At 49.1% G+C, this 24,559-nt stretch carries 21 protein-coding genes; 19 read left to right on the top strand and 2 right to left on the bottom strand.

The features are described 5' to 3' along the window. Positions 1-7: 7 nt before the first annotated feature. Complete coding sequence (locus GOC95_RS10720) at positions 8-2,071, bottom strand: EAL domain-containing protein (RefSeq protein WP_275357044.1); 2,064 nt, start codon at positions 2,069-2,071, stop codon at positions 8-10. Positions 2,072-2,288: 217 nt separating this feature from the next. On the opposite strand from GOC95_RS10720, the gene GOC95_RS10715 reads away from it, so the two are divergent. The 17 genes from GOC95_RS10715 to GOC95_RS10635 all read left to right on the top strand — a co-directional run bounded on the left by GOC95_RS10715 (position 2,289) and on the right by GOC95_RS10635 (position 21,953). Then, complete coding sequence (locus tag GOC95_RS10715) at positions 2,289-3,305, top strand: methyl-accepting chemotaxis protein (RefSeq protein ID WP_275357043.1); 1,017 nt, start codon at positions 2,289-2,291, stop codon at positions 3,303-3,305. Positions 3,306-3,331: 26 nt separating this feature from the next. Then, on the top strand, positions 3,332-3,700 hold the full coding sequence (locus GOC95_RS10710) for a response regulator (protein WP_194747259.1): 369 nt from the start codon (positions 3,332-3,334) through the stop codon (positions 3,698-3,700). A 49-nt stretch (positions 3,701-3,749) separates the two neighbouring features. Next, positions 3,750-4,073: an STAS domain-containing protein gene (locus tag GOC95_RS10705; protein ID WP_275357042.1), complete on the top strand. Its 324-nt coding sequence runs from the start codon at positions 3,750-3,752 to the stop codon at positions 4,071-4,073. A 25-nt stretch (positions 4,074-4,098) separates the two neighbouring features. Continuing rightward, entirely contained in the window at positions 4,099-6,291 is a 2,193-nt protein-coding gene (locus tag GOC95_RS10700; protein WP_275357041.1) for a chemotaxis protein CheA, read from the top strand. A gap of 60 nt (positions 6,292-6,351) precedes the next feature. Continuing rightward, positions 6,352-7,977 carry a methyl-accepting chemotaxis protein gene (locus GOC95_RS10695; protein ID WP_275357040.1) on the top strand — a complete coding sequence of 542 codons (1,626 nt, stop codon included), beginning with the start codon at positions 6,352-6,354 and terminating at the stop codon, positions 7,975-7,977. A gap of 78 nt (positions 7,978-8,055) precedes the next feature. Further along, positions 8,056-8,592 (top strand): chemotaxis protein CheW, encoded by a 537-nt coding sequence (locus GOC95_RS10690; RefSeq protein WP_275357039.1) that lies wholly within the window; start codon positions 8,056-8,058, stop codon positions 8,590-8,592. Positions 8,593-8,657: 65 nt separating this feature from the next. Further along, positions 8,658-10,445 (top strand): methyl-accepting chemotaxis protein, encoded by a 1,788-nt coding sequence (locus tag GOC95_RS10685; RefSeq protein ID WP_275357038.1) that lies wholly within the window; start codon positions 8,658-8,660, stop codon positions 10,443-10,445. A 207-nt stretch (positions 10,446-10,652) separates the two neighbouring features. After that, a complete protein-coding gene (locus GOC95_RS10680) occupies positions 10,653-12,578 on the top strand; it encodes a methyl-accepting chemotaxis protein (RefSeq protein ID WP_275357037.1) in 1,926 nt (641 codons plus the stop codon). Positions 12,579-12,746: 168 nt separating this feature from the next. Then, positions 12,747-15,104: a methyl-accepting chemotaxis protein gene (locus tag GOC95_RS10675; protein WP_275357036.1), complete on the top strand. Its 2,358-nt coding sequence runs from the start codon at positions 12,747-12,749 to the stop codon at positions 15,102-15,104. A 129-nt stretch (positions 15,105-15,233) separates the two neighbouring features. Beyond that, positions 15,234-15,719: a chemotaxis protein CheW gene (locus GOC95_RS10670; protein ID WP_275357225.1), complete on the top strand. Its 486-nt coding sequence runs from the start codon at positions 15,234-15,236 to the stop codon at positions 15,717-15,719. Between the two features lie 18 nt (positions 15,720-15,737). Continuing rightward, positions 15,738-16,553, top strand: a complete 816-nt coding sequence (locus tag GOC95_RS10665) for a protein-glutamate O-methyltransferase CheR (protein WP_194747251.1) — start codon at positions 15,738-15,740, stop codon at positions 16,551-16,553. A 5-nt stretch (positions 16,554-16,558) separates the two neighbouring features. Then, positions 16,559-17,098 (top strand): chemotaxis protein CheD, encoded by a 540-nt coding sequence (locus GOC95_RS10660; RefSeq protein WP_194747250.1) that lies wholly within the window; start codon positions 16,559-16,561, stop codon positions 17,096-17,098. A gap of 14 nt (positions 17,099-17,112) precedes the next feature. Continuing rightward, positions 17,113-18,186, top strand: coding sequence for a chemotaxis response regulator protein-glutamate methylesterase (locus tag GOC95_RS10655; protein WP_194747249.1), 1,074 nt, complete (start codon positions 17,113-17,115; stop codon positions 18,184-18,186). 1 nt (position 18,187) lies between these two features. Then, complete coding sequence (locus GOC95_RS10650) at positions 18,188-19,480, top strand: diguanylate cyclase (protein WP_275357035.1); 1,293 nt, start codon at positions 18,188-18,190, stop codon at positions 19,478-19,480. Between the two features lie 51 nt (positions 19,481-19,531). Beyond that, on the top strand, positions 19,532-20,212 hold the full coding sequence (locus GOC95_RS10645) for a DUF2490 domain-containing protein (protein ID WP_194747247.1): 681 nt from the start codon (positions 19,532-19,534) through the stop codon (positions 20,210-20,212). 22 nt (positions 20,213-20,234) lie between these two features. Then, positions 20,235-21,338: a porin gene (locus tag GOC95_RS10640; RefSeq protein WP_275357034.1), complete on the top strand. Its 1,104-nt coding sequence runs from the start codon at positions 20,235-20,237 to the stop codon at positions 21,336-21,338. Between the two features lie 111 nt (positions 21,339-21,449). Beyond that, complete coding sequence (locus GOC95_RS10635) at positions 21,450-21,953, top strand: chemotaxis protein CheW (protein WP_194747246.1); 504 nt, start codon at positions 21,450-21,452, stop codon at positions 21,951-21,953. Between the two features lie 66 nt (positions 21,954-22,019). On the opposite strand, the gene GOC95_RS10630 is transcribed toward GOC95_RS10635, so the two are convergent. Continuing rightward, positions 22,020-23,135 (bottom strand): NADH:flavin oxidoreductase/NADH oxidase, encoded by a 1,116-nt coding sequence (locus GOC95_RS10630; protein WP_275357033.1) that lies wholly within the window; start codon positions 23,133-23,135, stop codon positions 22,020-22,022. Between the two features lie 104 nt (positions 23,136-23,239). On the opposite strand from GOC95_RS10630, the gene GOC95_RS10625 reads away from it, so the two are divergent. Together GOC95_RS10625 and GOC95_RS10620 are read left to right on the top strand one after the other, a co-directional pair. Further along, positions 23,240-23,569 carry a helix-turn-helix domain-containing protein gene (locus tag GOC95_RS10625; protein WP_275357032.1) on the top strand — a complete coding sequence of 110 codons (330 nt, stop codon included), beginning with the start codon at positions 23,240-23,242 and terminating at the stop codon, positions 23,567-23,569. Between the two features lie 84 nt (positions 23,570-23,653). Continuing rightward, positions 23,654-24,520 (top strand): DMT family transporter, encoded by an 867-nt coding sequence (locus GOC95_RS10620; RefSeq protein WP_275357031.1) that lies wholly within the window; start codon positions 23,654-23,656, stop codon positions 24,518-24,520. Positions 24,521-24,559 lie beyond the last annotated feature (39 nt).

The raw sequence follows: 24,559 nt of genomic DNA, 5'->3' as shown, positions 1-24,559 counted from the left end.
GCGAGTTTTACTTGAGCAATACTGTTTCAGAGGGGCTGCTGGGGACAGTCACCAGTGTCTTGAAGTTACTGTAAGGCATGGGTTTATAAAAGTAATAGCCTTGCACGAACTTGCACGAAGTGGTGTTCAAAAAGTTTAACTGTTCCAGAGACTCTATGCCTTCTGCCACTACTTCAAAATGCAGAATTTCGGCCAGTTTGACGATGGCCTTCACCAGCTCGGTATTGTCCAGATGTAAGGGAATGTCGTTCATAAAGGCACGATCTATCTTGATCTGGCTGATTGGGTATTTGGTTAGATAGCTCAGTGAGGAGTAGCCTGTCCCAAAGTCATCCAGCGAAACTGTAATGCCCAGTGATGCGATCTGTAACAGGGTTTTTAGTACCTCTTCACTCTTCTCCAACAGCACAGATTCTGTGATCTCCAGTTTGATCCAGGCCGGATCGCACTGCCAATGGCTTAATTTTTGTTGCAAGCTGTCAAAAAACTGCGGCGCCTGAATCTGGTGCGAAGACAAATTGATTGCAATCGGGATCATGTCAAGTCGGTTCTGATTGATTTCGACGGCATAAGCGATGCCTTGATTCAGAATCCAGTCACCTATCTCCAGAATCTGCCCGTTACGTTCAGCCACAGGAATAAATTTATCTGGCGGGATAAAGCCTTTGAGCGGATGTTTCCAGCGGATCAAGGCCTCGGCACCGGCAATCCGGTTGTCGCGAATATCCACTTGCGGTTGCAGGTAGATTTCAAATTCCTTGTTTTCAAGCGCATGTGACAGTGCGGCTTCCATTTCAATATAATCAAGAGACTCTTGTAGAAACCCAGGGGCAAAAAACAGGTACTGCTGTAGTGTTTTTTCCGCCTTGGTTGCTGTCAGCGTCGTGTAGGGAATCAAGAGCTTGAAGTTCTCAGTATCTTGCGGCAGCTTCATGATCCCGGCAAAGGTCTTGATCTTGATGGCGCGTATGCCAAGCGAATAAGGGGCTTGCAGGCGTGCAATCAGTGTTTCAATTTCGGTCACCAGCTTTTTATCATCCCCGCATTCTTCTCTGACCCATAGAAAACTCGAATAGGCGACGCGTGCAATCATGCTGTTTGACACGACTCTTTCTTGTAGCCGTGCCAAAAACTGGTTCAATAGTTCAGTGGTGCTGGCAGGTCCAATAAACTCTGACAGCTCTTCGAGTGACTGTACCCTGATCAGGGTCGCAACGACGGGTTGGTCTGCGGAGAATCGCTGCGGGTAATGGTGCAAAAAGCCCAGTTTATTCAGAACTCCGGTTTCCCTGTCAAACAGCAAGGACTGCTGCAGTCTGAACATCAGACTGTTTTCTTGCACTTGTTGTGGCGGTGTTTGCTTGCCTTCCAGCAAACCATTAATCACGCCTATAAACTCATTTGGCTCTGACCCCAACACCGCCAGAATCCTTGCATAGGTTTTTTTGCCCGCAAAATACAACACGGCCAGCAGGAGCAGCATGCTGGCCAGATAAATACCGATATTGGTAAATTCAATATATTCCAGTGACTTGAACTCTTGCCAGGTTTGCGAAAGATTACCGGCCAGTGCGGTGTCCACGCTGTCTATGGTCGCTTTCCCGGCATGAAACAGAGGTGTAAATCGTGTTGTCACTGAGGCTTCTGACTTATCAGTCGGTTGCTGGATGAGTAACTGGTTGAGTTCGTCTTTAAACAGATGGAAGTTGCTCTCTATTTCGTCAATCAAACTAGCATTTTGCGAGTTGATTGCAGGGAGTTGTTTCAACTGCTCCACCTTGTTAGTCAGCACATGGAGTTTGTTCAAGATTTCTGGCAGGACGTGATTGTGCTCATATAAATCCTGCGTTCTGAGCGACTCTCGTACATCGGCAATCAGCATCAGGGTTTCTGTTCTGACCTCGTTCAGCGCCTCCATATTCGGGATCAAGGTATTCATGATCACCCCGCGTGAGAAGTAGGTTTTATGCGTCATCCAGATCAGACAGCCAACGGTCAAGGTAATGCTGATAATCATCATGAAGACGAATTTCAACAAGGTCCGTTTGATGTTGAGTTCCTGCATTTTCATAGCTAATTCCTTGTTTTAACGTGAAAAATTCACGTTGGCGGTTATGCGCCGCTCGTCTCTCTATAACGCCATAAATAGCGCAGGCTTTAGGCCTGATTCTAGGATTAGATTAGGATAAATAAACCCACGCTTATTAGAGGATTAACGCATCCGTCAGTCTCTTAAAATTGAGCTAAACAAATGTAATTTCATTGGCACTACTGTAAGGATCCCATGAATGCAAAATTATTACGATCACACCGCGAGCAGCAATGATATGCCTGAATTTCACAATGAGGAATTACAGCAGTTGTGCCAATCGGTGCTGCCACTATGGGCAGATCAGATCCATGCTGCAAAAACACTGACCAGTAGCTCGATTGATGAGTTAAGTGCCAAGTTTGCAGGATTGTCGCAAAGCGTCCGTGCGGTCACCAGCCATGGACAATCGCAGAGTAATGCGCAATTGCTTGAATTGCTCAATTTAAGCCAGGATCAGTTAGCCATGGTGATTGCCTTGCTCAAAAACAGCATCGAAGAAAAGCAGACGCTGCTAGAGGCCGTTTCAACTTTATCCAGTTATACCAAAGAACTGTTGGATATGGCAGATATTGTCACTCGCATCGCCAAGGAAACCGGGATGGTCGCTGTCAACGCTGCGATTGAAGCAGCGCGTGTCGGTGAGCGCGGCCGCGGGTTTGCTGTGGTGGCCGATGCAGTGAAAAGACTGTCCTCAGATGCCGGCCGTACCGGCTCGCATATTTCTGAAACCGTGAATCGTGTGTCGCAAGCGATTAAAAATGTATCGCAAGTTTCAAAAGAGTTTGAAAAGAAAGATGCGCAAACCCTGGTGGAGGCCGAACAGATTGTGAATACCGTGCTGGATAAATTTGGCCATACCGCGAATGAGGTGGTCGAAGAGAGTCAGCAGATGGTTAAAGAAAGCCAGCATGTGGCACAAGAGATTGATCAAGTGTTGTTTTCATTGCAGTTTCAGGACCGCGTCAGTCAAATGCTAAGCCACGTTCAGCAGGATATCGAAAAACTGAATCAGCGCGTGGACGATGTGAACGGACTGGGCAGTGTTGATGAATGGTTAAAACAATTGAAGTCCACTTACACCATGCGTGAGCAAACTCAGATCCACGACAAGCGCTCCAGACCAACTGTTGCTGCTAGCAAAAAATCTTTCACTGCGAGTGCCGCGCCACCGGCCAGCACCAGCAACGATGCAGATGACATCACTTTCTTTTAAACGCTTTAGATAATAAGGAATTAGCCATGGCAAAAACCATACTTATTGTAGATGACTCTTCTTCTTTGCGATCCGTAGTTGGTACCGCTCTCAAAGGGGCCGGTTACGATGTGATTGAAGCCGAAGACGGCAAGGACGCACTGACCAAGTTAAACGGGCAAAAAATCCACCTCATCATTAGTGATGTGAACATGCCCAATATGAACGGCCTTGAGTTCCTCAAAGCCAGCAAGCAAATCCCCGCCTACAAATTCACACCAGTGATCATGCTCACCACCGAGAGCGCCGAAGAGAAAAAAATGCAGGGTCAAGCCGGGGGCGCCAAGGCATGGATGGTGAAACCTTTCCAACCGCCACAATTGTTGAACGCCGTGTCCAAGCTGGTGTTGCCATAGCGCATCACCCTTAGCCATCCGTCGATTTTCTATCTCAGGGAGTTCCAGTATGCCAGTCATGATTGATACCAATGAAGCGCGTTGTGCGCTGACCTTTAGTGGTGAACTAAATATTTATAACGCGGCAGAGACCATGGCCCAGGTGAAGACGGAGCTCAGCAAGACCTTGCCCTTGCAGCTTGATTTGGCTGAGGTGGACGAAGTCGATGCGGCTGGTCTACAAATTTTGATGGCAATCCGCTTGCATGCACTCTCACATGGCGTGGATTTCCAACTTGCAAACCCCAGTGATGCGGTCATGGATTTGATTGAGCTTTCTGATACCGCTGGCTTTTTTGGCATCACCCAGGTGCTGACCGAAGTTGCCGCTTGAGACCACTATTTAAGGAGGAAACAAGATGCAACTAGATGAATCCCTGCAGATTTACATCATTGAAAGCCGTGATTTGCTACAGCAGATGGAAGAAGCGCTGCTGACGCTGGAGCAGAATCCCGGAGACGAAGAAAAGATTAATGCCATCTTCCGTGCGGCCCACACCATTAAAGGCTCGGCCGGCTTGTTTGGCTTGGACTTTATCATCAGCTTCACCCATGTGGCTGAAAGCGTGCTGGATAAAGTGCGGAATGGTGAAATTGAAGTCACTGAAGAGATCGTGGCTCTGTTTCTTGAAGTGGGCGACTTTATCAGCAAGCTGATTGATCATGTGGCCGAAGGCACTACCCCAGATGCCGACACCCTGGTGGTCAACGACAGTTTGATTCACCGACTCAATGTTTACCTGGAAGCCAAGCAGACGGCCAAAACCGTGGCTGAGTTGCCTGTTGCGACTGTCACCGCCGCCGAGCCGGGCGCGGTAGAAAGTATGGACACCGCAGAAACCGGTTGCTGGCATCTCTCCTTGCGCTTCGGCCCGGATACCTTCCGCAGTGGCATGGATCCGTTCAGCTTCTTGCGTTACATGAATACCATGGGCCGCATTGTGCACATGGTCACCCTCACGCAAGCCCTGCCTGCACTCGAAGAGATGGATGCCGAAAGCTGCTTTCTGGGTTTTGAAATCAGTTACGAAAGTCAGGCCAGCAAAGTCGAGATCGAAGGTATTTTTGATTTTGTGCGTGATGATTGCGAGATTCATATCCTGCCGCCGCATGGGCAGATTCAGCACTATATCGACTTGATCGACCGCCTCTCCAATGAAGACATGAAACTGGGTGAGATTTTACTCAAGTGCGGCACACTGACGCCCAATGAGCTAGAGGCGGCGCTGGCAAAACAGGCCAACCCTGCAACTGGCGACAAGCAGCCCATCGGCCAGACACTGGTCAATGAGCAGCTGGTGCAACCCGCGGTGGTCAATGCGGCGCTGGAAAAACAGCGTCAGGTCAAAGAAACCAAAAATGCCGAATCCAACTATATCCGCATTGATGCCAACAAGCTGGATGAGCTGATCAATCTGGTGGGCGAACTGATTATTGCAGGGGCTGGCGCCACACTGATTTCCAATAAGATCGGTGATAGTGCCATGAATGAAGCCACTTCCAATATCTCTACGCTGGTGGAGCAAGTACGTGACTCAGCACTGGCCTTGCGTATGGTGCAAATCGGCGCCACCTTTAGCCGCTTTAACCGTGTGGTACGTGATGTGAGCAAAGAGCTGGGTAAAGATATCCGCCTGGAGATCAGTGGCGAAGAAACCGAGCTGGATAAAACCGTGGTGGAGAAAATCAGTGATCCACTTACGCATCTGGTACGCAACTCCATGGACCACGGCATTGAATCGGCCGAGGTGCGTGTCGCCAAAGGCAAACCCGCTTATGGCACGCTCAAACTCAATGCTTTCCACGACTCAGGCAGCATCGTGATTGAAGTCAGTGATGATGGCGCGGGCCTTAACCGCGACAAGATTCTGGCCAAAGCCATAGACAAAGGCTTGGTCAGCCCTGAGCAGTCACTCAGTGACAAAGACATTTATAACCTGATTTTTGAAGCAGGCTTTTCTACCGCAGACGCCGTCAGCAACCTGTCTGGCCGCGGGGTGGGCATGGATGTGGTCAAACGTAATATTCAGGCCCTGCGCGGCACCATTGATATCCAGTCCCGGCCTGGCTTGGGTTGCACCATGAGCATCCGCCTGCCACTGACGCTCGCCATTATTGATGGCTTTCTCGTGGGCGTGGCCGACTCCTCTTATGTGGTCCCACTCGATATGGTGGTGGAATGTATTGAGCTTTCTGCAGCGGATTATGAATCCTCTGTCAATGATCAAAGAAACTTTATTAACCTGCGGGGCGAGGTGTTGCCTTACCTCAAACTCAGGGATGAGTTCGAAAGTAAAGGTGAGCCTCCTGCACGGCAAAACATCGTTGTGATGCAGTATGCAAACCAAAAAATAGGATTAGTGGTGGATAAGTTGATTGGTGAATTCCAGACCGTGATTAAACCCCTGGGTAAGGTGTTTGAGAACGTAAAAGGGATAGGTGGCTTCACCATTCTTGGCTCAGGCAGCGTGGCACTGGTATTGGATGTGCCGCGCATGATGCAACTGGCCAATATGGAAAGCATAAAAGAACAGGCGCTTCTGGAAAGTTAAGTGATCACTCTCCCAGTGGCGTAACCAAACAATTTATTGATTAAAGAAAGCGGGTTTGTAATGAAAGTTTCTCACAAGATCTCCCTCATGATTGCCATCGCAATCCTTGGATTATTCAGTTTGATCGGTCTCAGCTACAGTAGTCTCGAAAAAGTGTTTGAGGCGACCAACAATGCCAACGTGAACGGGATTCCAAGCATCAGTACTTTAAACGAGGTCATGAAGAAGTTTGGTCAATTGCGGGTCAGGGTGTATCGCCATGTACTCAATACCGATCAAAATGCCATGACATCGATTGAAACTGCGATTAATGAGGCGAAAAAAGGTGTTGAAGATGGCCTGGTGAAATATAGCAACGAGAACATCTTTGATGCAAAAGATAAAGAGCTGTTAGACCGTGTGCGTAAAGGCTATGAGGCTTATTTACCTGGTATGACTGAAGTCATCAAGCTCTCGAGAGAAGGTAAGCAAAAAGAAGCGCTTGCTATTTTAACTTCAAATGCAAAAGTGGCTGAAGAGTTGAATGCTGCGATTGATGAGCATATGGCTTACAACCAGGCATTGGCTAAAGCCTCGGCTGAAAATGCGATTGAAGTTAAATCTAGCGCTGTGACAACTGGCTTGATTGTGGGTGGTTTACTTTCGTTTGCTGTATTGGCTCTCGCGCTCTTTATCATCAGATCCATCACCCGCCCACTCAATAGCGCTGTGATTTCTGCTAATGCCATTGCCAATGGTGATTTAACGCAAACCGTTGAAGTGACCTCCAATGATGAAATCGGCCAGATGATGGCCTCCATGAAAACCATGTCTGAAAAAATCAGCACGGTGATTAATGAGATTAAGGCCTCTGCAGACAATATTGCCAGTGCTTCGGAGCAAGTGAGTGCGACTGCACAAAGCATTAGCCAGGCGACCAATGAACAAGCCGCTTCAGTAGAAGAGACCTCTGCTTCTGTTGAGCAGATGAGTGCTTCTATCAACCAAAACGCTGAAAACTCTAAAGTGACCGATGGCATTGCCGGTCAAGCGGCTAAAGACGCCAACGAAGGTGGGGCTGCGGTAAAAGATACTGTGATTGCGATGAAGAGCATCGCTGACAAGATCAGCATTATTGATGACATTGCCTACCAGACTAACTTGCTGGCCCTGAACGCGGCGATTGAAGCTGCGCGAGCCGGTGAGCATGGCAAAGGCTTTGCGGTGGTAGCGGCCGAAGTGCGCAAGTTGGCTGAACGTAGCCAGGTGGCTGCGCAAGAGATTGGTGAAGTGGCTAAGAATTCCGTGGGTCTGGCTGAGCGTGCCGGTGACTTGCTGGATGAGATCGTGCCTAGCATCAACAAAACCAGTGATCTGGTACAAGAGATTTATGCCGCGAGTGAAGAGCAAAGCAGTGGAGCCTTGCAGATTACGGCTGCGATGAATCAACTGAGCCAGGTGACCCAGCAAAATGCCAGTTCCAGTGAAGAACTGGCAGCGACCGCTGAAGAGATGAGCGGCCAGGCCGAGCAACTGCAACAACTGATTGGATTCTTCAAGGTGGGGGTGGATGATCATCTGGTCTCGGCAGCCACTAAAAAGGTGATCAAAAAAGTCTCTAAACCAACGATTGGTCATGTGACTGGTGCCAAGTCAACTAACGACTATGCGGCTCAAGTCGATGAAGCACAGTTCGTAAAGTTCTAAGGAATATTGATTGTCGACATTTGCAGCAGCCTACTGGCGAGCTTGCGAGAATTGCCGACAACCTTGAAAGGAAAAGTCATGAGTGAACTGAGTGTGGCAGAGCTACCAAAAACGCAGCAAGCAGTGTTAGAAAACGGGATTCAGCAGTACCTGACGTTTATCCTTGGTCGGGAGACCTTTGCCCTCAATATTCTCAATATCAAAGAGATTATTGAGTATGGGCAATTAACCGAGGTACCCAAAATGCCAGCGTTTATCCGCGGCGTGATTAACCTGCGTGGTGCAGTGGTGCCAGTGATTGATATGGCTGCCAGATTTGGTAAGCCTAGTGCCGACATCACACGTAAAACCTGCATCGTGATTATAGAAGTTGCGCATGCAGAGGCGACGCAAGTGGTTGGTGTCATGGTCGATGCTGTCAATGAAGTGGTGGATATTGAGGCAGGCAATATTGAGCCTGCGCCAAGCTTTGGTGCCAATATCCGCGCGGACTTTATTGAGGGCATGGGCAAAATTGATGGCAAGTTTGTGATTATTTTAGATGTGAACAGCGTACTGTCGGTGGATGAAATTGCCACCTTGGCTGGGAGCAACGTCAGCACAGCTGGTGGGTAAGTCAAGATAAAGAGCTTTATAAAGAACATCTGGATTGAAAATCCAAAAGACGAAAGGTATGTAACATGAAACTGACCGTTGCAAAAAAAATGCTGTTTTTAATATTCACTGCGGTTGTTGGCATGGTGGGCTTGGTCATCATGGCGAGCACGCAAATGGAAAAAGTGTTTAACACTGTCAATTATGCCAATGTGAACTCAATCCCCAGCCTCATTGATCTGGATCAGATACGCAAACACACATTGCGTTTTCGTATCCAGTTAAATCGCCATATTTTAACGGATGCTAAAGATACCAAGGCTTTAGAAGAAACAGAGGCCAAGATTGCGGAGCACAAAAAAGGCGCATTAGACGCATTTGATCATTACATCCAAAACAATGTAGCCGATGAAAAAGACAAACAGATGGTCACCAAAAGTCGTGATCTGTTTGTGGAGTATATGTCGCATGCACCGGCAATCATTGCCCTTTCTCGCGCCAATAAATCTGAGCAGGCGCGTGAGGCCTCTGCTGAATTGATGGCGTTGGCAGATGAAGCCGCTAATGCGCTGAATGAGGATTTTGACTATAACGTAGAGCTGGCTAAAAAGGGTGCTAAAAACGCACAAGCAGCTAAAGCACAAGCCAACACGTTTGCTTTCATTCTTTCCGCGATCATCATTGCGATTGCTGGTTTCGTTGGTTGGGTGATTACTTCAGGTTTGCTCAAGCAACTAGGTGGTGAACCTGATTATGCAGCTTCTGTGGTCAAAACGGTGGCGTCTGGTGATTATACCGTTCAAGTACAAACCAAGCCTGGGGATACCAGCAGTCTGTTGTACTCCATGAAGCAGATGGTCGAACAATTGCTGTCTCAAATTGGTGGCGAGCCTGCTTATGCTGCGGGCATTGTCAAGCGCGTCGCTGAAGGGGATTTGACTGTTAAGACGGATTTACGCCCCAATGATAACAGCAGCATTTTGTTTGCTATCGACAATATGGTGAACCGACTCACCGGCATTATTTCTGAAGTGCGTGGCTCTGCTGACAATATTGCCAGTGCCTCTGAGCAAGTGAGTGCTACTGCACAAAGCATCAGCCAGGCCACCAACGAACAAGCAGCTTCAGTAGAAGAGACCTCTGCCTCTGTTGAGCAGATGAGTGCTTCTATTAACCAAAACGCAGAAAACTCTAAGGTTACCGACGGCATTGCTGGCAAAGCGGCTAAAGACGCCAACGAAGGTGGGGCTGCGGTAAAAGATACTGTAATTGCGATGAAGAGTATCGCTGACAAGATCAGCATTATTGATGACATTGCTTACCAAACTAACCTGCTGGCCCTGAACGCTGCGATTGAAGCCGCGCGTGCCGGTGAGCATGGCAAAGGCTTTGCGGTGGTAGCGGCCGAAGTGCGCAAGCTGGCAGAGCGTAGCCAGGTGGCTGCGCAAGAGATTGGTGAAGTGGCTAAAAACTCTGTGGGTCTGGCTGAGCGTGCCGGTGACTTACTGGATGAGATCGTGCCTAGCATCAACAAAACCAGTGATCTGGTACAAGAGATTTATGCAGCAAGTGAAGAGCAAAGTAGTGGAGCCTTGCAGATTACTTCTGCCATGAATCAATTGAGCCAAACCACGCAGCAAAACGCCAGCTCCAGTGAAGAACTGGCGGCGACCGCTGAAGAGATGAGCGGTCAGGCCGAGCAACTGCAACAACTGATCTCCTACTTTAAAGTGGGTTCAGAAGAGACTGCTTTTGCCTCTACAGTAAAAAAGAGCGTTAAAAAAGTGACCACCCCAGCCAGCAGTAAAGCATCACTGCATGTAGCGAGTGCGACGGCGGCCGATATTGATGAGTCACAGTTTGTGAAATTTTAATGATTGATTGCAACACCAAACGAGTCCCAGATGGTATTTACCACGCTTTAGAGCCAATCTACGTGCTGATTTTGTAGTCGGCACGGAGCAGAGTCTGGGGCAGTTTGTGATGAGTTTAAATGTGAATAGTGTTTTGTTTGTAGGCGGGATCGCAATCTTGGCTGGTACGGTTGAGAAGCATCACTAAATGTTGAAAAGGAAGTTGAAATGAAAATGACCGTTGCAAAAAAAATGATACTGCTGATTGGCACAGCGGTATTTGGCCTGATTTTAATCGCTTCCATGGCGCAGTATTACCTGGACCAGGTATACACCAAAACCAATTACCTCAATATCAATACCGTACCCAGTATTATTGTTTTGGATGAAATGTCCAAAGCTTATGCTGATATGCAGGAAACAGTTTATCAGCACATTATTAACACCGATGATGCGACGATGTCACAACTTGATCGGGTTGTTCTGGAATATCGTGCCAAATTGGAAGAGGCTGTTAAAAAATATGAAGCAGAAAATATTACAGACGATAAAGATAAGCGCTTGATTGAGGATGTGAAAGCTGAAATCAAGAGTTATGACATTTTGCGTGAAAAGGTACTGTCACTTTCTCGAGCCAACAAAATTGAGGAAGCTAGGCGCGCTGTCTTTGCCGCTAAAGAAGACTTTTTAAAAGTGTCTCAGGCGATAGAAGCAGACAGAAAATATAACGTGGAAATTGGTCAAAAGGCATCAAAAGACGCCTCTGACACACAGGCAACGGCTTTACTGCTCTCCCGCACAATCGCCTTGGCAGTCATCGCGCTAGCCGCCGCAATCGGCTTCTTTATTACCCGTAACCTGTTAAAACAATTAGGCGGTGAGCCGGATTACGCAGCCTCTGTTGTAAAAACGGTAGCAGCTGGTGATTACACGATTCAAGTTGAAACCAAGCCTGGCGATACCAGCAGCTTGTTGTACTCCATGAAGCAAATGGTTGAGCAATTAATGTCTCAAATCGGCGGCAAGCCAGAGTACGCTGCCTCGGTAGTGAAAACAGTCGCTTCCGGCGACTACACGGTTCAGGTAGAAACCAGACCCGGCGACACCAGCAGCTTGTTGTACTCCATGAAGCAAATGGTCGAACAATTGCTGGCTCAAATTGGTGGTGAGCCCGCCTATGCCGCAGGCATTGTGAAACGTGTGGCTGAAGGCGATTTAACCGTTAAGACAGATTTACGTCCAGGCGATACAACCAGTATTTTGTTTGCCATCGATGGTATGGTGAACCGCCTGACAGGCATTATTTCTGAAGTCCGAGGTTCTGCTGACAACATTGCCAGTGCTTCGGAGCAAGTGAGTGCGACGGCGCAAAGCATCAGCCAGGCGACTAATGAACAAGCCGCTTCTGTCGAAGAAACTTCTGCCTCAGTGGAGCAAATGAGTGCTTCGATTAACCAGAATACCGAGAACTCCAAAGTAACTGATGGCATTGCCGGTAAAGCGGCCAAAGACGCCAACGAAGGCGGGGCGGCGGTGAAAGATACCGTGATTGCGATGAAGAGCATCGCTGACAAGATCAGCATTATTGATGATATTGCCTACCAGACTAACCTGCTGGCCCTGAACGCTGCGATTGAAGCCGCGCGTGCCGGTGAGCATGGCAAAGGCTTTGCGGTGGTAGCGGCCGAAGTGCGCAAGCTGGCAGAGCGTAGCCAGGTGGCTGCGCAAGAGATTGGTGAAGTGGCTAAAAACTCTGTGGGTCTGGCTGAGCGTGCCGGTGACTTACTGGATGAGATCGTGCCTAGCATCAACAAAACCAGTGATCTGGTACAAGAGATTTATGCCGCGAGTGAAGAGCAAAGCAGTGGAGCCTTGCAGATTACTTCTGCCATGAATCAATTGAGCCAAACCACGCAGCAAAACGCCAGTTCAAGCGAAGAGCTGGCAGCGACTGCTGAAGAGATGAGCGGTCAGGCCGAGCAACTGCAACAACTGATCTCCTACTTTAAAGTGGGTTCAGAAGAGACTGCTTTTGCCTCTACAGTAAAAAAGAGCGTTAAAAAAGTGACCACGTCAGCCAGTAGTAAGTCAGCACTGCATGTAGCGACGGCCAATGCCGCCGATATTGATGAGTCACAGTTTGTGAAGTTTTAACTTGAGTGGGATGCGTGTGACCTATGCTGGGAATCATAGATCACCAGGGCCAGTCGGCCAGAAGTTTGTCAAATCACATGTGATCAATTTTTGGGGGAAAGCATTATGTCTATCTTGAACTACAGGGCAGTCAATAAAAGTCGTATTCAAATTGCGCAGCAATATTTAATGCAATTGGCGAAGGGGCAATTGAATCAAGCCATTGATTTAAGCGTTCAAGATGAATTAACCCCCTTATTCCTGCAGATTTCTGAGTTGCAACAGCAGTTGGCGCAGAAGCAGCAATCGCTGGATGCTTTTACGCATGAGCTCAATCATATGTCTAAAGAGCATGACGCAGGCGATATCGATGTCGTCATGAATGCAGACAAGTTTCAGGGCGAGTTCAAGACCATGGCTGTGGGGGTGAATACCATGGTCGGTGGCCATATTGCCGTGAAGAAAAAGGCCATGGCGGTGATCAAGGCCTTTGGTGAAGGCAACTTTGATGCGCCTATGGAGCAACTGCCTGGCAAAAAAGCGTTTATTAACGACACCATCGAAAACATGCGTAGCAACCTCAAGGGCTTTATTGCTGACATGAACCATATGTCCAAAGAGCACGACGCCGGTGACATTGATGTGGCGATGAACACAGACAAGTTCCAAGGCGACTTCAAGACCATGGCGGTCGGTGTGAACACCATGGTTGGCGGCCACATTGCCGTCAAGAAAAAAGCCATGGCAGTGATCAAGGCCTTTGGTGAAGGTAACTTTGACGCGCCGATGGAACAGTTGCCAGGCAAGAAGGCCTTTATCAATGACACCATCGAAAACATGCGTAGCAACCTCAAGGGCTTTATTGCGGACATGAGTCACATGTCCAAAGAGCACGACGCGGGCGATATTGATGTGGTGATGAATGCAGACAAATTCCAAGGCGACTTCAAGACCATGGCGGTCGGCGTGAACACTATGGTTGGCGGCCATATTGCGGTGAAGAAAAAGGCCATGGCAGTGATCAAGGCCTTTGGTGAAGGCAACTTTGATGCGCCTATGGAGCAACTGCCTGGCAAGAAAGCCTTTATTAACGACACCATCGAAAGCATGCGTAGTAACCTCAAGGGCTTTATTGCTGACATGAACCATATGTCCAAAGAGCATGATGCCGGTGATATTGATGTGGTCATCGATGCAGACAAATTCCAGGGTGACTTCAAGAGCATGGCCGTCGGTGTGAACACCATGGTGGGCGGCCACATTGCGGTGAAGAAAAAAGCCATGGCGGTGATCAAGGAGTTTGGCGAAGGTAACTTTGACGCACCTATGGAGCAGTTGCCAGGCAAGAAAGCCTTTATCAATGACACCATAGAGATGGTCCGCAGCAATATGAAAGCCATGTCGCGTGAAATTAACCTGCTGATTGAGGCGGCTTCACAAGGCAATTTGACCATACGTGCAGATTCCAGTTTGTATAAAGGTGATTACCGCAAGATGGTGCAAGGCCTCAATGACATGCTGGATAACATAGTCAATCCGCTGGTAGAGGTCATGGCATTGATGAAAGAGGTCGAACAGGGTGATTTGACCCAACGTATTGACAATGAATACCAAGGCCAGCTTGAAGAGTTGAAGCTGTCCGTGGTCAATACGGTAGAGCGCTTGATGCAAGTGATTGTAGAGGTCAGGGGTTCTGCAGACAACATAGCCAGTGCCTCCGAGCAAGTGAGTGCCACCGCACAAAGCATCAGCCAGGCGACCAATGAACAAGCCGCCTCGGTAGAAGAAACTTCTGCTTCAGTGGAGCAGATGAGTGCTTCGATCAATCAGAATACCGAGAACTCCAAAGTGACTGATGGCATTGCCGGTAAGGCCGCTAAAGACGCCAACGAAGGCGGGGCGGCCGTGAAAGATACCGTGATTGCCATGAAGAGCATCGCTGACAAGATCAGCATTATTGATGATATTGCCTACCAGACTAACCTGCTGGCCCTGAACGCTGCGATTGAAGCCGCGCGAGCCGGTGAGCATGGTAAAGGCTTTGCCGTGGTGGCAGCAGAGGTGCGCAAACTGGCGGAACGTAGCCAGGTGGCGGCGCAAGAGATTGGTGAAGTGGCCAAGAACTCTGTGAGCCTGGCAGAACGTGCCGGTGACTTGCTGGATGAGATCGTGCCTAGCATCAACAAAACCAGTGATCTGGTACAGGAAATTTCTGCCGCGAGTGAAGAGCAAAGCAGTGGTGCAGAGCAAATTACTGCAGCCATGAACCAGTTAAGCCAGGCAACCCAGCAAAACGCCAGTTCCAGTGAAGAACTGGCAGCAACGGCCGAAGAGATGAGCGGTCAGGCCGAGCAACTGCAACAGTTGATTGCTTTCTTTAAAGTGAGTGGTGAGCATCACCTGCTCAAGGGAGCAGACAAGCCAAAAGCAAAATCACAGGGCAGTAAGCCTACTGTGAGCAAATCTTTCAATAGCCCAGTGATACAAACGCCTAAAACCGGCACCTTTGGTGGCGGCATTGATGAGGAGCAGTTCGTGAGGTTTTAAGTCGTCACAGCGACGTACAGTGTCGCGTGATTGTGATGCGCTTGAAACCAACAACGAGAGGATAGAAAAATGAGTGAATTGGCAATTGCAAGAGGTGAACAGCATCAGTTAAACGGTTTTTCTGATGCCATGCAACAGTATTTGACGTTTGTCCTCGGACGAGAGGTGTTTGCGATCAATATCCTGAATGTGAAGGAAATTATCGAGTATGGGCAGTTGACTGAAGTGCCCAAAATGCCAGCGTTTATACGAGGTGTGATTAACTTGCGCGGGGCCGTAGTGCCTGTGATTGACATGGCGGCACGTTTCGACAAGCCGACGGCGGAGATCACACGTAAAACCTGTATTGTGATCATTGAGGTTGCACATGCGACGGGAACGCAAGTGGTGGGCATGATGGTGGATGCCGTCAATGAAGTGGTGGATATCGAGGCGGGCAATATTGAGCCAGCGCCAAGTTTTGGTGCCAATATCCGCGCAGATTTTATTGCAGGCATGGGCAAGATAGAGGGTAAGTTCATTATTTTACTCAACGTTAACAAGGTACTTTCTGTCGATGAAGTGTCTAGCCTGGCGACTGGCTCGACCTTGGCCAGTGAGTCCGCAGCGAGTTAAGTAGTGAAGGGGTAGCACATGGATCAGATTGAATCATTGACAGTAAAAGAATTTGGCTTGTTTAAAAGCTTTATTTACGCACAAGCCGGTATTGCCCTGTCAGACGTTAAAAAACCGCTGGTCAGTGGCAGGCTCAGCAAACGCTTGCATTTTCATCAACTCAATTCGTTTACGCAGTATTACAAATTGATCAATGATCCTGCCAATGCAAAAGAAAAGCAGATTGCGATTGATTTGCTCACCACCAACGAAACGCATTTTTTCAGAGAGCCCAAACACTTTGACTTCTTTAAAGAGGTGATTCTGCCCAAACGTAGCAAAGGCAAGCCTTTCCGGGTCTGGAGTGCGGCGTGCTCGTCAGGTGAAGAGCCCTATACGATTGCCATGTTGCTCGATGAACATCTGGGCAAAGAGCCCTGGGAAATCGTCGCCTCAGATTTAAGCACCAAGGTCTTGCAGCAGGCACAAAGCGGTTGTTACAACATGCAGCGTGCCTCCGAGATCCCCAGACCTTATCTGACCAAATATTGCCTGAAAGGCACCGGCGATCACGATGGTGAGCTGCTGATTGTGAAAGAGCTCCGCCAACGCATCAAATTCTTGCAGGTCAATCTCACCAAGCCTTTTCCTGATCTGGGCCAGTTTGATGTGATTTTTTTGCGTAACGTGATGATTTACTTTGATGTCGAGACTAAGCGACAGATTACTGATCAAATGTTGCCTTTGCTCAAGAATGACGGTTACTTCATGATCAGCCATTCCGAGAGCTTGAATGGCGTCACTGAGAAATTTGTCTCTGAAGCGCCTTCTATTTATAAAAAAACTGCTAATTAGTTGTTATGTTGATGCGTACCCAGCCTGCCTTGAGTTTTGGATTGTTGGATAAGAAGCCTGAAGAGGTTTTTGAGGTTTTTTTGCAGCCTGGCGAGTGGTATTGGGGCGATGCCGATACCAGAATTCGTACTATTCTGGGCTCCTGTGTGGCAGTCACGATCTGGCATCCGGCAAAACAGATGGGGGGCATGTGCCATATCCTGTTGCCGCAACGCCATGTTTCACATAAAGAAAAAAATGAAACTGCTGCTGGCAAGTCAGGCAAGTATGCAGATGAAGCGATTGCCTTGATGATGGAAGAAATGGCCAAGTGCAAGATTCGACCACAAGACTGCCAGGTGAAAGTATTCGGCGGCAGCAATATGTTCCCGCAATTGCAGATCAATCAAAAAAACCATATTGGTGACCGTAACCTGCATGCCGTTCTGATGCTTCTGGCAGAGTATGGTTTTCATGTGCATGCCAATCATTACGGTGGCGAGGACTCACGCTATATTATTTTTGATATCTGGAGTGGGTTTGCCTGGGTGAAAAGCAAGGTTTAACGAGAATATTAATTATGAAAAAAATCAGGGTCATGATTGTGGATGATTCAGCAGTGGTCAGAAAAGTCCTTGCTGAGAAAATTTCAAAATCTTCAGAGATTGAGGTCATCTCTGCAGCGGCAGATCCCATTTTTGCCATGGATAAAATGATGAAAGATTGGCCGGATGTGGTGATTCTGGATGTGGAGATGCCCAGAATGGACGGCATCACCTTTCTCAAGAAAATCATGTCGCAGCGCCCCACGCCGGTCATTATCTGTTCGACGCTGACCGAGAAGGGCGCCGAAACCACCATTCAGGCGCTGGCGGCCGGGGCGGTGAGCATCGTGACCAAGCCCAAGGCGGGCTTGAAAGACTTTTTAGAGGATGATGCCAATGACATTATCAATGTGATTAAAGTCGCGGCAAAAGCCAATCTGAAAAGAATCTCGCATGCTGAGCCTGTGGCCAAGGTCGCTCCTAAACTGACGGCGGATGCGGTACTCGCGGCGACGAATCGTGCCATGGCGCAAACCACGGAGGGGATAGTGGCAATTGGGACCTCAACAGGCGGTACGCAAGCACTGGAGGCCGTGTTGACTTCATTACCACGTGTTTGTCCTGGCATGGTGATCGTGCAGCATATGCCCGAAAACTTTACTGCAGCATTTGCCAAAAGACTGAATGAACTGTGCGAGATTGAGGTCAAGGAAGCCGCCCATGGCGACCGCGTGATTGCCGGTCGCGCTTTGATTGCGCCTGGTGGTAAGCACATGCTGCTTAAACGCAGTGGTGCTCAATACCATGTTGACGTGATTGATGGCCCGCTCGTCAGTCGCCATCGCCCTTCGGTCAATGTGCTCTTCCGTTCGGTTGCCCAGCAGGCGGGTAAGAATGCTCTGGGCATCATTATGACGGGCATGGGGGATGATGGCGCCCAAGGTCTCAAAGAAATGCGAGAGGTGGGCGCAAAAACGCTTGGTCAAGATGAAAGAAGTTGCGTTGTATACGGAATGCCTAAAGAAGCAAACAAGCTGGGAGCCGTTGAACGGGAGGTTTCTCTGGCAAAAATTCCACAAGAAATTGTGATGTATGGTAGTGGGAGATAAGGTGAAAGCGCTGATTGTGGATTCTTCCAAGTCAACAAGAAAAATATTGTCATCTTTGTTGAAGAAATACGAGATTGAGGTTGAAGAAGCTGCAAGTCCCTTACAGGCAATCGAGTTATTAGACGGGCAGCATGTTGATTTGCTTTTGTTTTCTTACCATCATAAATCCATGAATGGGATTGAATTTTTTAAAGCATTGCCTCCCAAAACACGTAGCAGCTGCGTGAGTTTGTTGGTCGCATCAAATGCCATTCACCAAATTGCGCATGAATCTATTGAGGTGGGAATTACAGCCTGCTTTAGTAAATTAAATATCTCCTCTTTAGATACATTCATTCAGAACTTTGCACAGGCTAAGCGCAATAAACTCCAAGGTCGGGTGTTGCTCATTGAAGATAGTCCGTCTCTTTCTCAAGTCTATGGCGAGCGATTAGCAAGCATCGGGCTCCATTGCGAATTTTGTGTCGATGCTGAAGGCGCGATTCAGCGCATCAGCGACAACACTTACGATTTGGTGATTACAGACTTCAGCTTAGCCGGGATAGGCGATGGATTCTCCGTGATTAGCGCAATAAGAAATTCTCATGACGCGGCTAAGTCACGTATTCCGATATTGGCTATTTCAGGCTTAAATAGTCCTGCGCGGCGAACACAATTGCTCCTCAATGGTGCAAATGACTTTTACTCAAAAGACTCGTCTCTGGAAGAGTTTGAAATCAGGGTCAAGCATTTGCTGGAGAGCTATCAACTATTGCTCACATATGAGATGCAATATCAAACCATGCAATCACTGGCAACGCATGATGCATTGACCAAGTTATATAACAGGCATTATTTGCGTGATGTACAGCAGCAAGTCATTTCTGAAGCCTATATGTCTTCCAAACCATTGGCGCTAATCGTGGCAGATGTTGATTTTTTTAAACAGATCAACGATACCTATGGCCATAAGATTGGCGATGAGGTATTAGCTGCGGCCGGTGCTTTATTTGCAAATTTCTTTGCGAATGAACTGTGCTTTCGTATTGGTGGGGAAGAGTTTTTAGTGATTTTGAAAAATACAACAACGTTAGCGGCCAGTCAGTATGCACAAGGCTTTTGCGACTACTTTGCGAATCAACATTTATCCGGTTTGAATGTCACGATCAGTGCTGGTGTTGCCTCGTATGAGTATGGAGACGATTTTGAACATCTCTTTGCGCGTGCGGATGATGCGTTAAGCAAAGCTAAACTTTCAGGTCGAAATCAGGTGGTACTTGATCAGTCCTTGAACATGTTGTCGCTGATGGCCTGATGAGTGAGATCTGATCATCGCTTAATTTATAACTTATGATGGGGCGTTACCGTGCGTGGATTTAGTTGTGTCATCGTTTTGATTTCTCTCATTTTTTCAAGTTTTGCTCGGGCAGAAGTTGAAGAAGACGGCCGTTATTGGCTGAATATTTATGCGCAAGGTAAATTGCCGGTAGAGAATTTATACTGGAGCATGGACACGCATCCGCGCTGGCGTGATGAGGGCAAGCATTTTGATACGCTGATTCTGCGCCCGTCCATTTTTTACAAGGTGACGCCCAAGGCCAGTGTCTGGTTGGGTTATGACACGATTATCAATCATCCGGCAGGCGCCTCGGCCTATCAGGAAAACCGCTTGTGGCAGCAGTTTTCTTACCAGTTTGACCCGATTGGCGGCGTGAGCTTGAGCAGCCGTTCCAGGCTGGAAAACCGTGAGCGCGAGGACTTTAGCCAGCATGCCTATCGCTGGCGGCAAATGGTGCGCGCCAGTCTGCCTTCGAGCTTGAATCCGCAATTATCCTGGGTGGTGTATGACGAGTTGTTTATCAACTTTAACGATACACACTGGGGTCCGCGCAAAGGGTTTGACCAGAACCGCCTGTTTCTGGGCGTGAACTGGAAATTCAGTGACTTTAGCAATGCAGATATCGGCTATCTGAACCAGTTTATAAATACCAAAACTGTAGACCGTGAGAATCATGTCCTCATGACGGCGATCCGTTTTAATTTTTAGCGGAATCTGTCGTTAAATGCCCATGAACTTAAGTAAGATTGTTTCGACTCTGTTGGTGTTGACCAGTAGTTTGCCACTGTCTGTCAAGGCGGAGGAGACGCCGGTAGCGGTGTCCTCACCCTTGAGCTTGAGTGGCTACCTTGAGACCTACTATGTACGTGATTTTAATGATCCGCCCAACCATAAACGGCCCGACTTTATCTATAGCCATAACCGGGGCAATGATTTGAGCATCAATCTGGCCATGGTCAAGGCCAGTTTGAATACGCAACGTGTGCGCGGCAATCTGGCGCTGGCTTCGGGCAGTTATATGCGCGCCAATTACGCTGCCGAGCCCAAAGACTTGCAACATATCTTTGAAGCCAATGCGGGTGTCAAGCTTTCTGACAAACACGATCTCTGGCTGGATGCCGGGGTGATGCCCTCGCATCTGGGTTTTGAAAGTGCGATCGGCACCGAGAACTGGACGCTGACGCGGAGCTTGATGGCAGAGAGTTCGCCTTATTTTGAAACAGGGGCCAAACTCAGTTATACCTCTGCCGATGGCAAGTGGATGGCGAGTGGCCTGGTGTTGAGTGGTTGGCAGCGCATCCGTGCACCGCAAGGCAACACAACGCCGTCCATCGGCCATCAGCTCACCTATAAACCGAATGATCGGGTGACGCTCAATAGCAGCTCGTTTATTGGCAATGACAAATCTGACCGTGCGCGCCAGATGCGTTATTTTCATGACTTTTATGGCATCTTTAAGCTGGATGAGCAGTGGAGCCTGATTACCGCGTTTGATATTGGCGCCGAAGAAAAACCGCCAGGAGAGGGCGACGGCTACAATGTGTGGCTGGCGCCGGCCGTACTGGCCAAGTATCAGTATTCCAGCCAGTTCAGTGTTACCGGGCGCGTGGAATACTATCAGGACAAACAGGGGGTGATTATCAACACCGGCACTCCCAACGGTTTTAAAACCATGGGCTACTCCGTGAATGCCGATTATAAAGTGTGCCCGCGTGTCACTGTACGTGCCGAGCTGCGTCAGTTGCAAAGCAGGGATGATATTTTTAATGAGTCGGGCCGTCGTCAGACTGATCAGAGTTTGATTGCAGCGACGGCGATTGCTATTCAGTTTTAATCAAGCCCATACTGAGGGCCAGGCAAGAGCGATGCGATGCAAACAAGGGTTTGCTTGTATGGCTCTACCCCAAAAATGTCAGTGTGTATGAGTTCATCTAAGGAAGCAGTTATGAATGCAGCGACACAAAATAACAGTGCAGACAGTGCAAGCGCAAAACAGACAGCGGGCGAATACCTGACTTTTATTCTCGGCAACGAGCAATACGGGATTGATATCCTCAAAGTACAGGAGATCCGCGGCTATGATCCGGTGACCCATATTGCCAATATGCCTGCGTTTATCAAAGGCGTGGTCAACCTGCGCGGCAAAATTGTGCCTATCGTGGATTTGCGTATCAAGTTTGATCTGGGCGAGGTGGTCTATAACGAATTCACGGTCGTCATTATTCTGAACCTCAGTGGTCGCGTCGTCGGCATCGTTGTCGATGGCGTATCGGATGTGCGAGAGTTGTACGAAGAAAATCTGCGTGAAATGCCGACACTGGTGACAAGGATTAACACCAACTATGTGATTGGTCTGGCAACAGTTGAGAGTGAAATGATTATTCTGGTGGACATCGAGCGGTTGATGGCCAGTGATGAAATGGAATTGATGGACAAGCCCGCCGAATAAATGTGCCGCTGCCAAACAAAAAATAAACCTGCGCAAGCAGGTTTATTTTTTTGTGGCTACCCAGGCTTACTTTTTAACCGTCTCGCTAGGGTTGTGATATCTCGCCAGCCAATGGGCATAAGGGGCTGGCAACACCCAGGCGGCCTGATCTTGACCCAGCGCCTTGGCCGCAAAATAAGGCCAATGCGGATTTTCAAGGTGCGCGCGGCCGATCATGGCCAGATCCAGTTGCTCGTTGCGGATGGCGCCATCCGCCAGGGTGGGGGCACCAAAGCCCCAGGCGGAAGACACCGGAATCCCGGCTTCTTGACGCACGCGCTGTGCAATCGGCGCCAGAAAAGCGGGTCCCCAGGGAATATTGGTTTCAGGGATGGTAAAGCCGACACTCACACTGAGCATGTCCAGGCCACTATCACGCCAGGCTTTCACCAGCTGGATAGACTCATTCAAGGTTTCTTCATCTTTGCCATCATACTCAATCACGCCAAAGCGGGCTGTCAGTGGCAGATGCTCCGGCCAGACGGCGCGAATGGCTTCCAGGGTCTCAATGGTAAACCGTGAGCGGTTTTCAAAACTACCGCCATATTGGTCGGTACGCTGGTTAGAGTGCGCCGAGGTAAAGCTTTGCCCCAGGTAACCATGCGCAAAGTGGATTTCCAGCCATTCAAAACCAGCGGCCAGTGCACGTTTGGCCGCAGCCACAAAGTCATTTTGTACGCGGGCAATATCTGCTAGCGTCATGGCTTGGGGGACACGCGGCAAGCCACCACCAAAGGCCAGGGCAGAAGGTGCAATCGGTTGCCAGGCACGCGGATCACTTTCGGCCATATGGTCATCGCCCTCCCAGGGTTTGTTGGCACTGGCTTTGCGGCCGGCATGCGCAATCTGGATGCCGGGGACTGCTCCTGCAGCCTTGATGGCCGCCGCAATCTTGCGCAATTGCTCTGCTTGCGCATCATTCCAGATGCCCAGGCACCCAGGTGTAATGCGGCCTTCTGGCGCCACGCCGGTCGCCTCCACAATCACCAGGCCACTGCCACCGCGGGCCAGTGTCGCGTAATGCGCCTGGTGCCAGTCGTTGGCGACGCCATCTTCGGCCATGTACTGGCACATGGGCGGCACCGCAATGCGGTTTCTCAAGGTCACTGCTTTTAACTGGAAACGAGAAAACAAATCAGCCATAAAACGTCCTTTAACAAATGTGTGTTGCAGAATGGGTTTAAATTCTATTGTTCGAATATAATCGAACAATAGAATAATATCAAGAGGTATGATAAATTCAGACCATGCGACAAATTAAACATCCCAGCATAGAACAGGTCGAACTCACCGACCTCATGTATGCCTTGTCAGATCCGACACGGCTTGAAATTGTCGGGCGACTGGCGGTGGCTGGCCGAAAGATGACCTGCGGCGAGTTTGACTTGAATCGGCCTAAATCCAGCCTGTCTCACCACTTTAAAATTCTGCGTGCGGCCGGCCTGGTAGAAACCCTCATTGAGGGGACAGAGCATATGAATGCGTTGCGTCTGGAAGAAATTGAGCAGAAGTTTCCCGGTGTCCTCAAGTCTGTGTTGCAATCCTTGCGTCCAGCAGGGGTGCCGGCATCCGAATAAACATGTGCCTGAAAACGGGCACACTAACGCAAGCGCTTGTGATGTCCTAGCGTTGTTGCCCCAGTCTGAAACTGAAAGCGTGAAGTGAACCTGATCAAAACGTATTTGATGGCCACCCTGGCCGCCATCCTCTGGGGCGCCAATTTCAATCTGGCAAAGCCGGTGCTGGCTGAAATGAGCCCTTATCTGGCCGGTGCCAGCCGCTATACGATTGCGGCGATTGTCATGATCCTGATTGCCCGGTTTTCACAGGCAGTAATTCCCTTACGTGAGTGGAAGGCGTACTTGACGCTGGGGATTGTGGGTGTCTTTGGTTTTAACTTGTTTTTCTTTTTGGGTATGGCACATTCCTCGGCGATTAATGGCGCTTTGATCATGGCTTTAAACCCGCTTCTGACCGCGATCTTAAGCTATTTCATCCTCGGTGAGCGGCCAAAGCTGGCGCAGCTGCTGGCTTTCCCGGTGGGCATTGCTGGCGTCGCCATTGTGGTGCTGGGGGCAGGGGCCGAGTGGACGATTGCGACGGGCGACCTGTATATCATGATTGCATCGCTCAACTGGGCGGTTTATAACGTGTTGGTGAAGAAAATGATGCCTAAGCAGGTGAGCGGGATTGCCAGCACTGCCGGCATCATGACCGTGGGGGCGCTGGCATTGAGCCTGGCTGCGGCATGCAACGGTAGCCCGTTGGTGATGCCAACGGCACATGCCGGGTTGGCCTTGTTGATTATGGCACTGGGCGGCGGCGTCCTGGCTTACCTGTTCTGGAATGCCAGCATTAAACATTTAGGCCCTGCCAAAGCAGCGATTTTCATGAACCTGATTCCAGTCACCACCATGGTGATTGCCGCTTTTGAGAACGTTCCACCTACGCAGGGGCAATTGTTTGGTGCCGTCCTGGTGATCAGCGCCGTCAGTTTTAGCGCGCTCTCAGGGGCAAAAGCCCGTTAAGATTCACAGCAAACTTAAGGTTGATCTTGTCACCACGGC

This window comes from Methylophilus sp. YYY-1, assembly GCF_029132825.1.
Taxonomy (GTDB): Bacteria; Pseudomonadota; Gammaproteobacteria; order Burkholderiales; family Methylophilaceae; genus Methylophilus; species Methylophilus glucosoxydans.
This window is presented reverse-complemented; position numbering and strand designations above follow the sequence as displayed.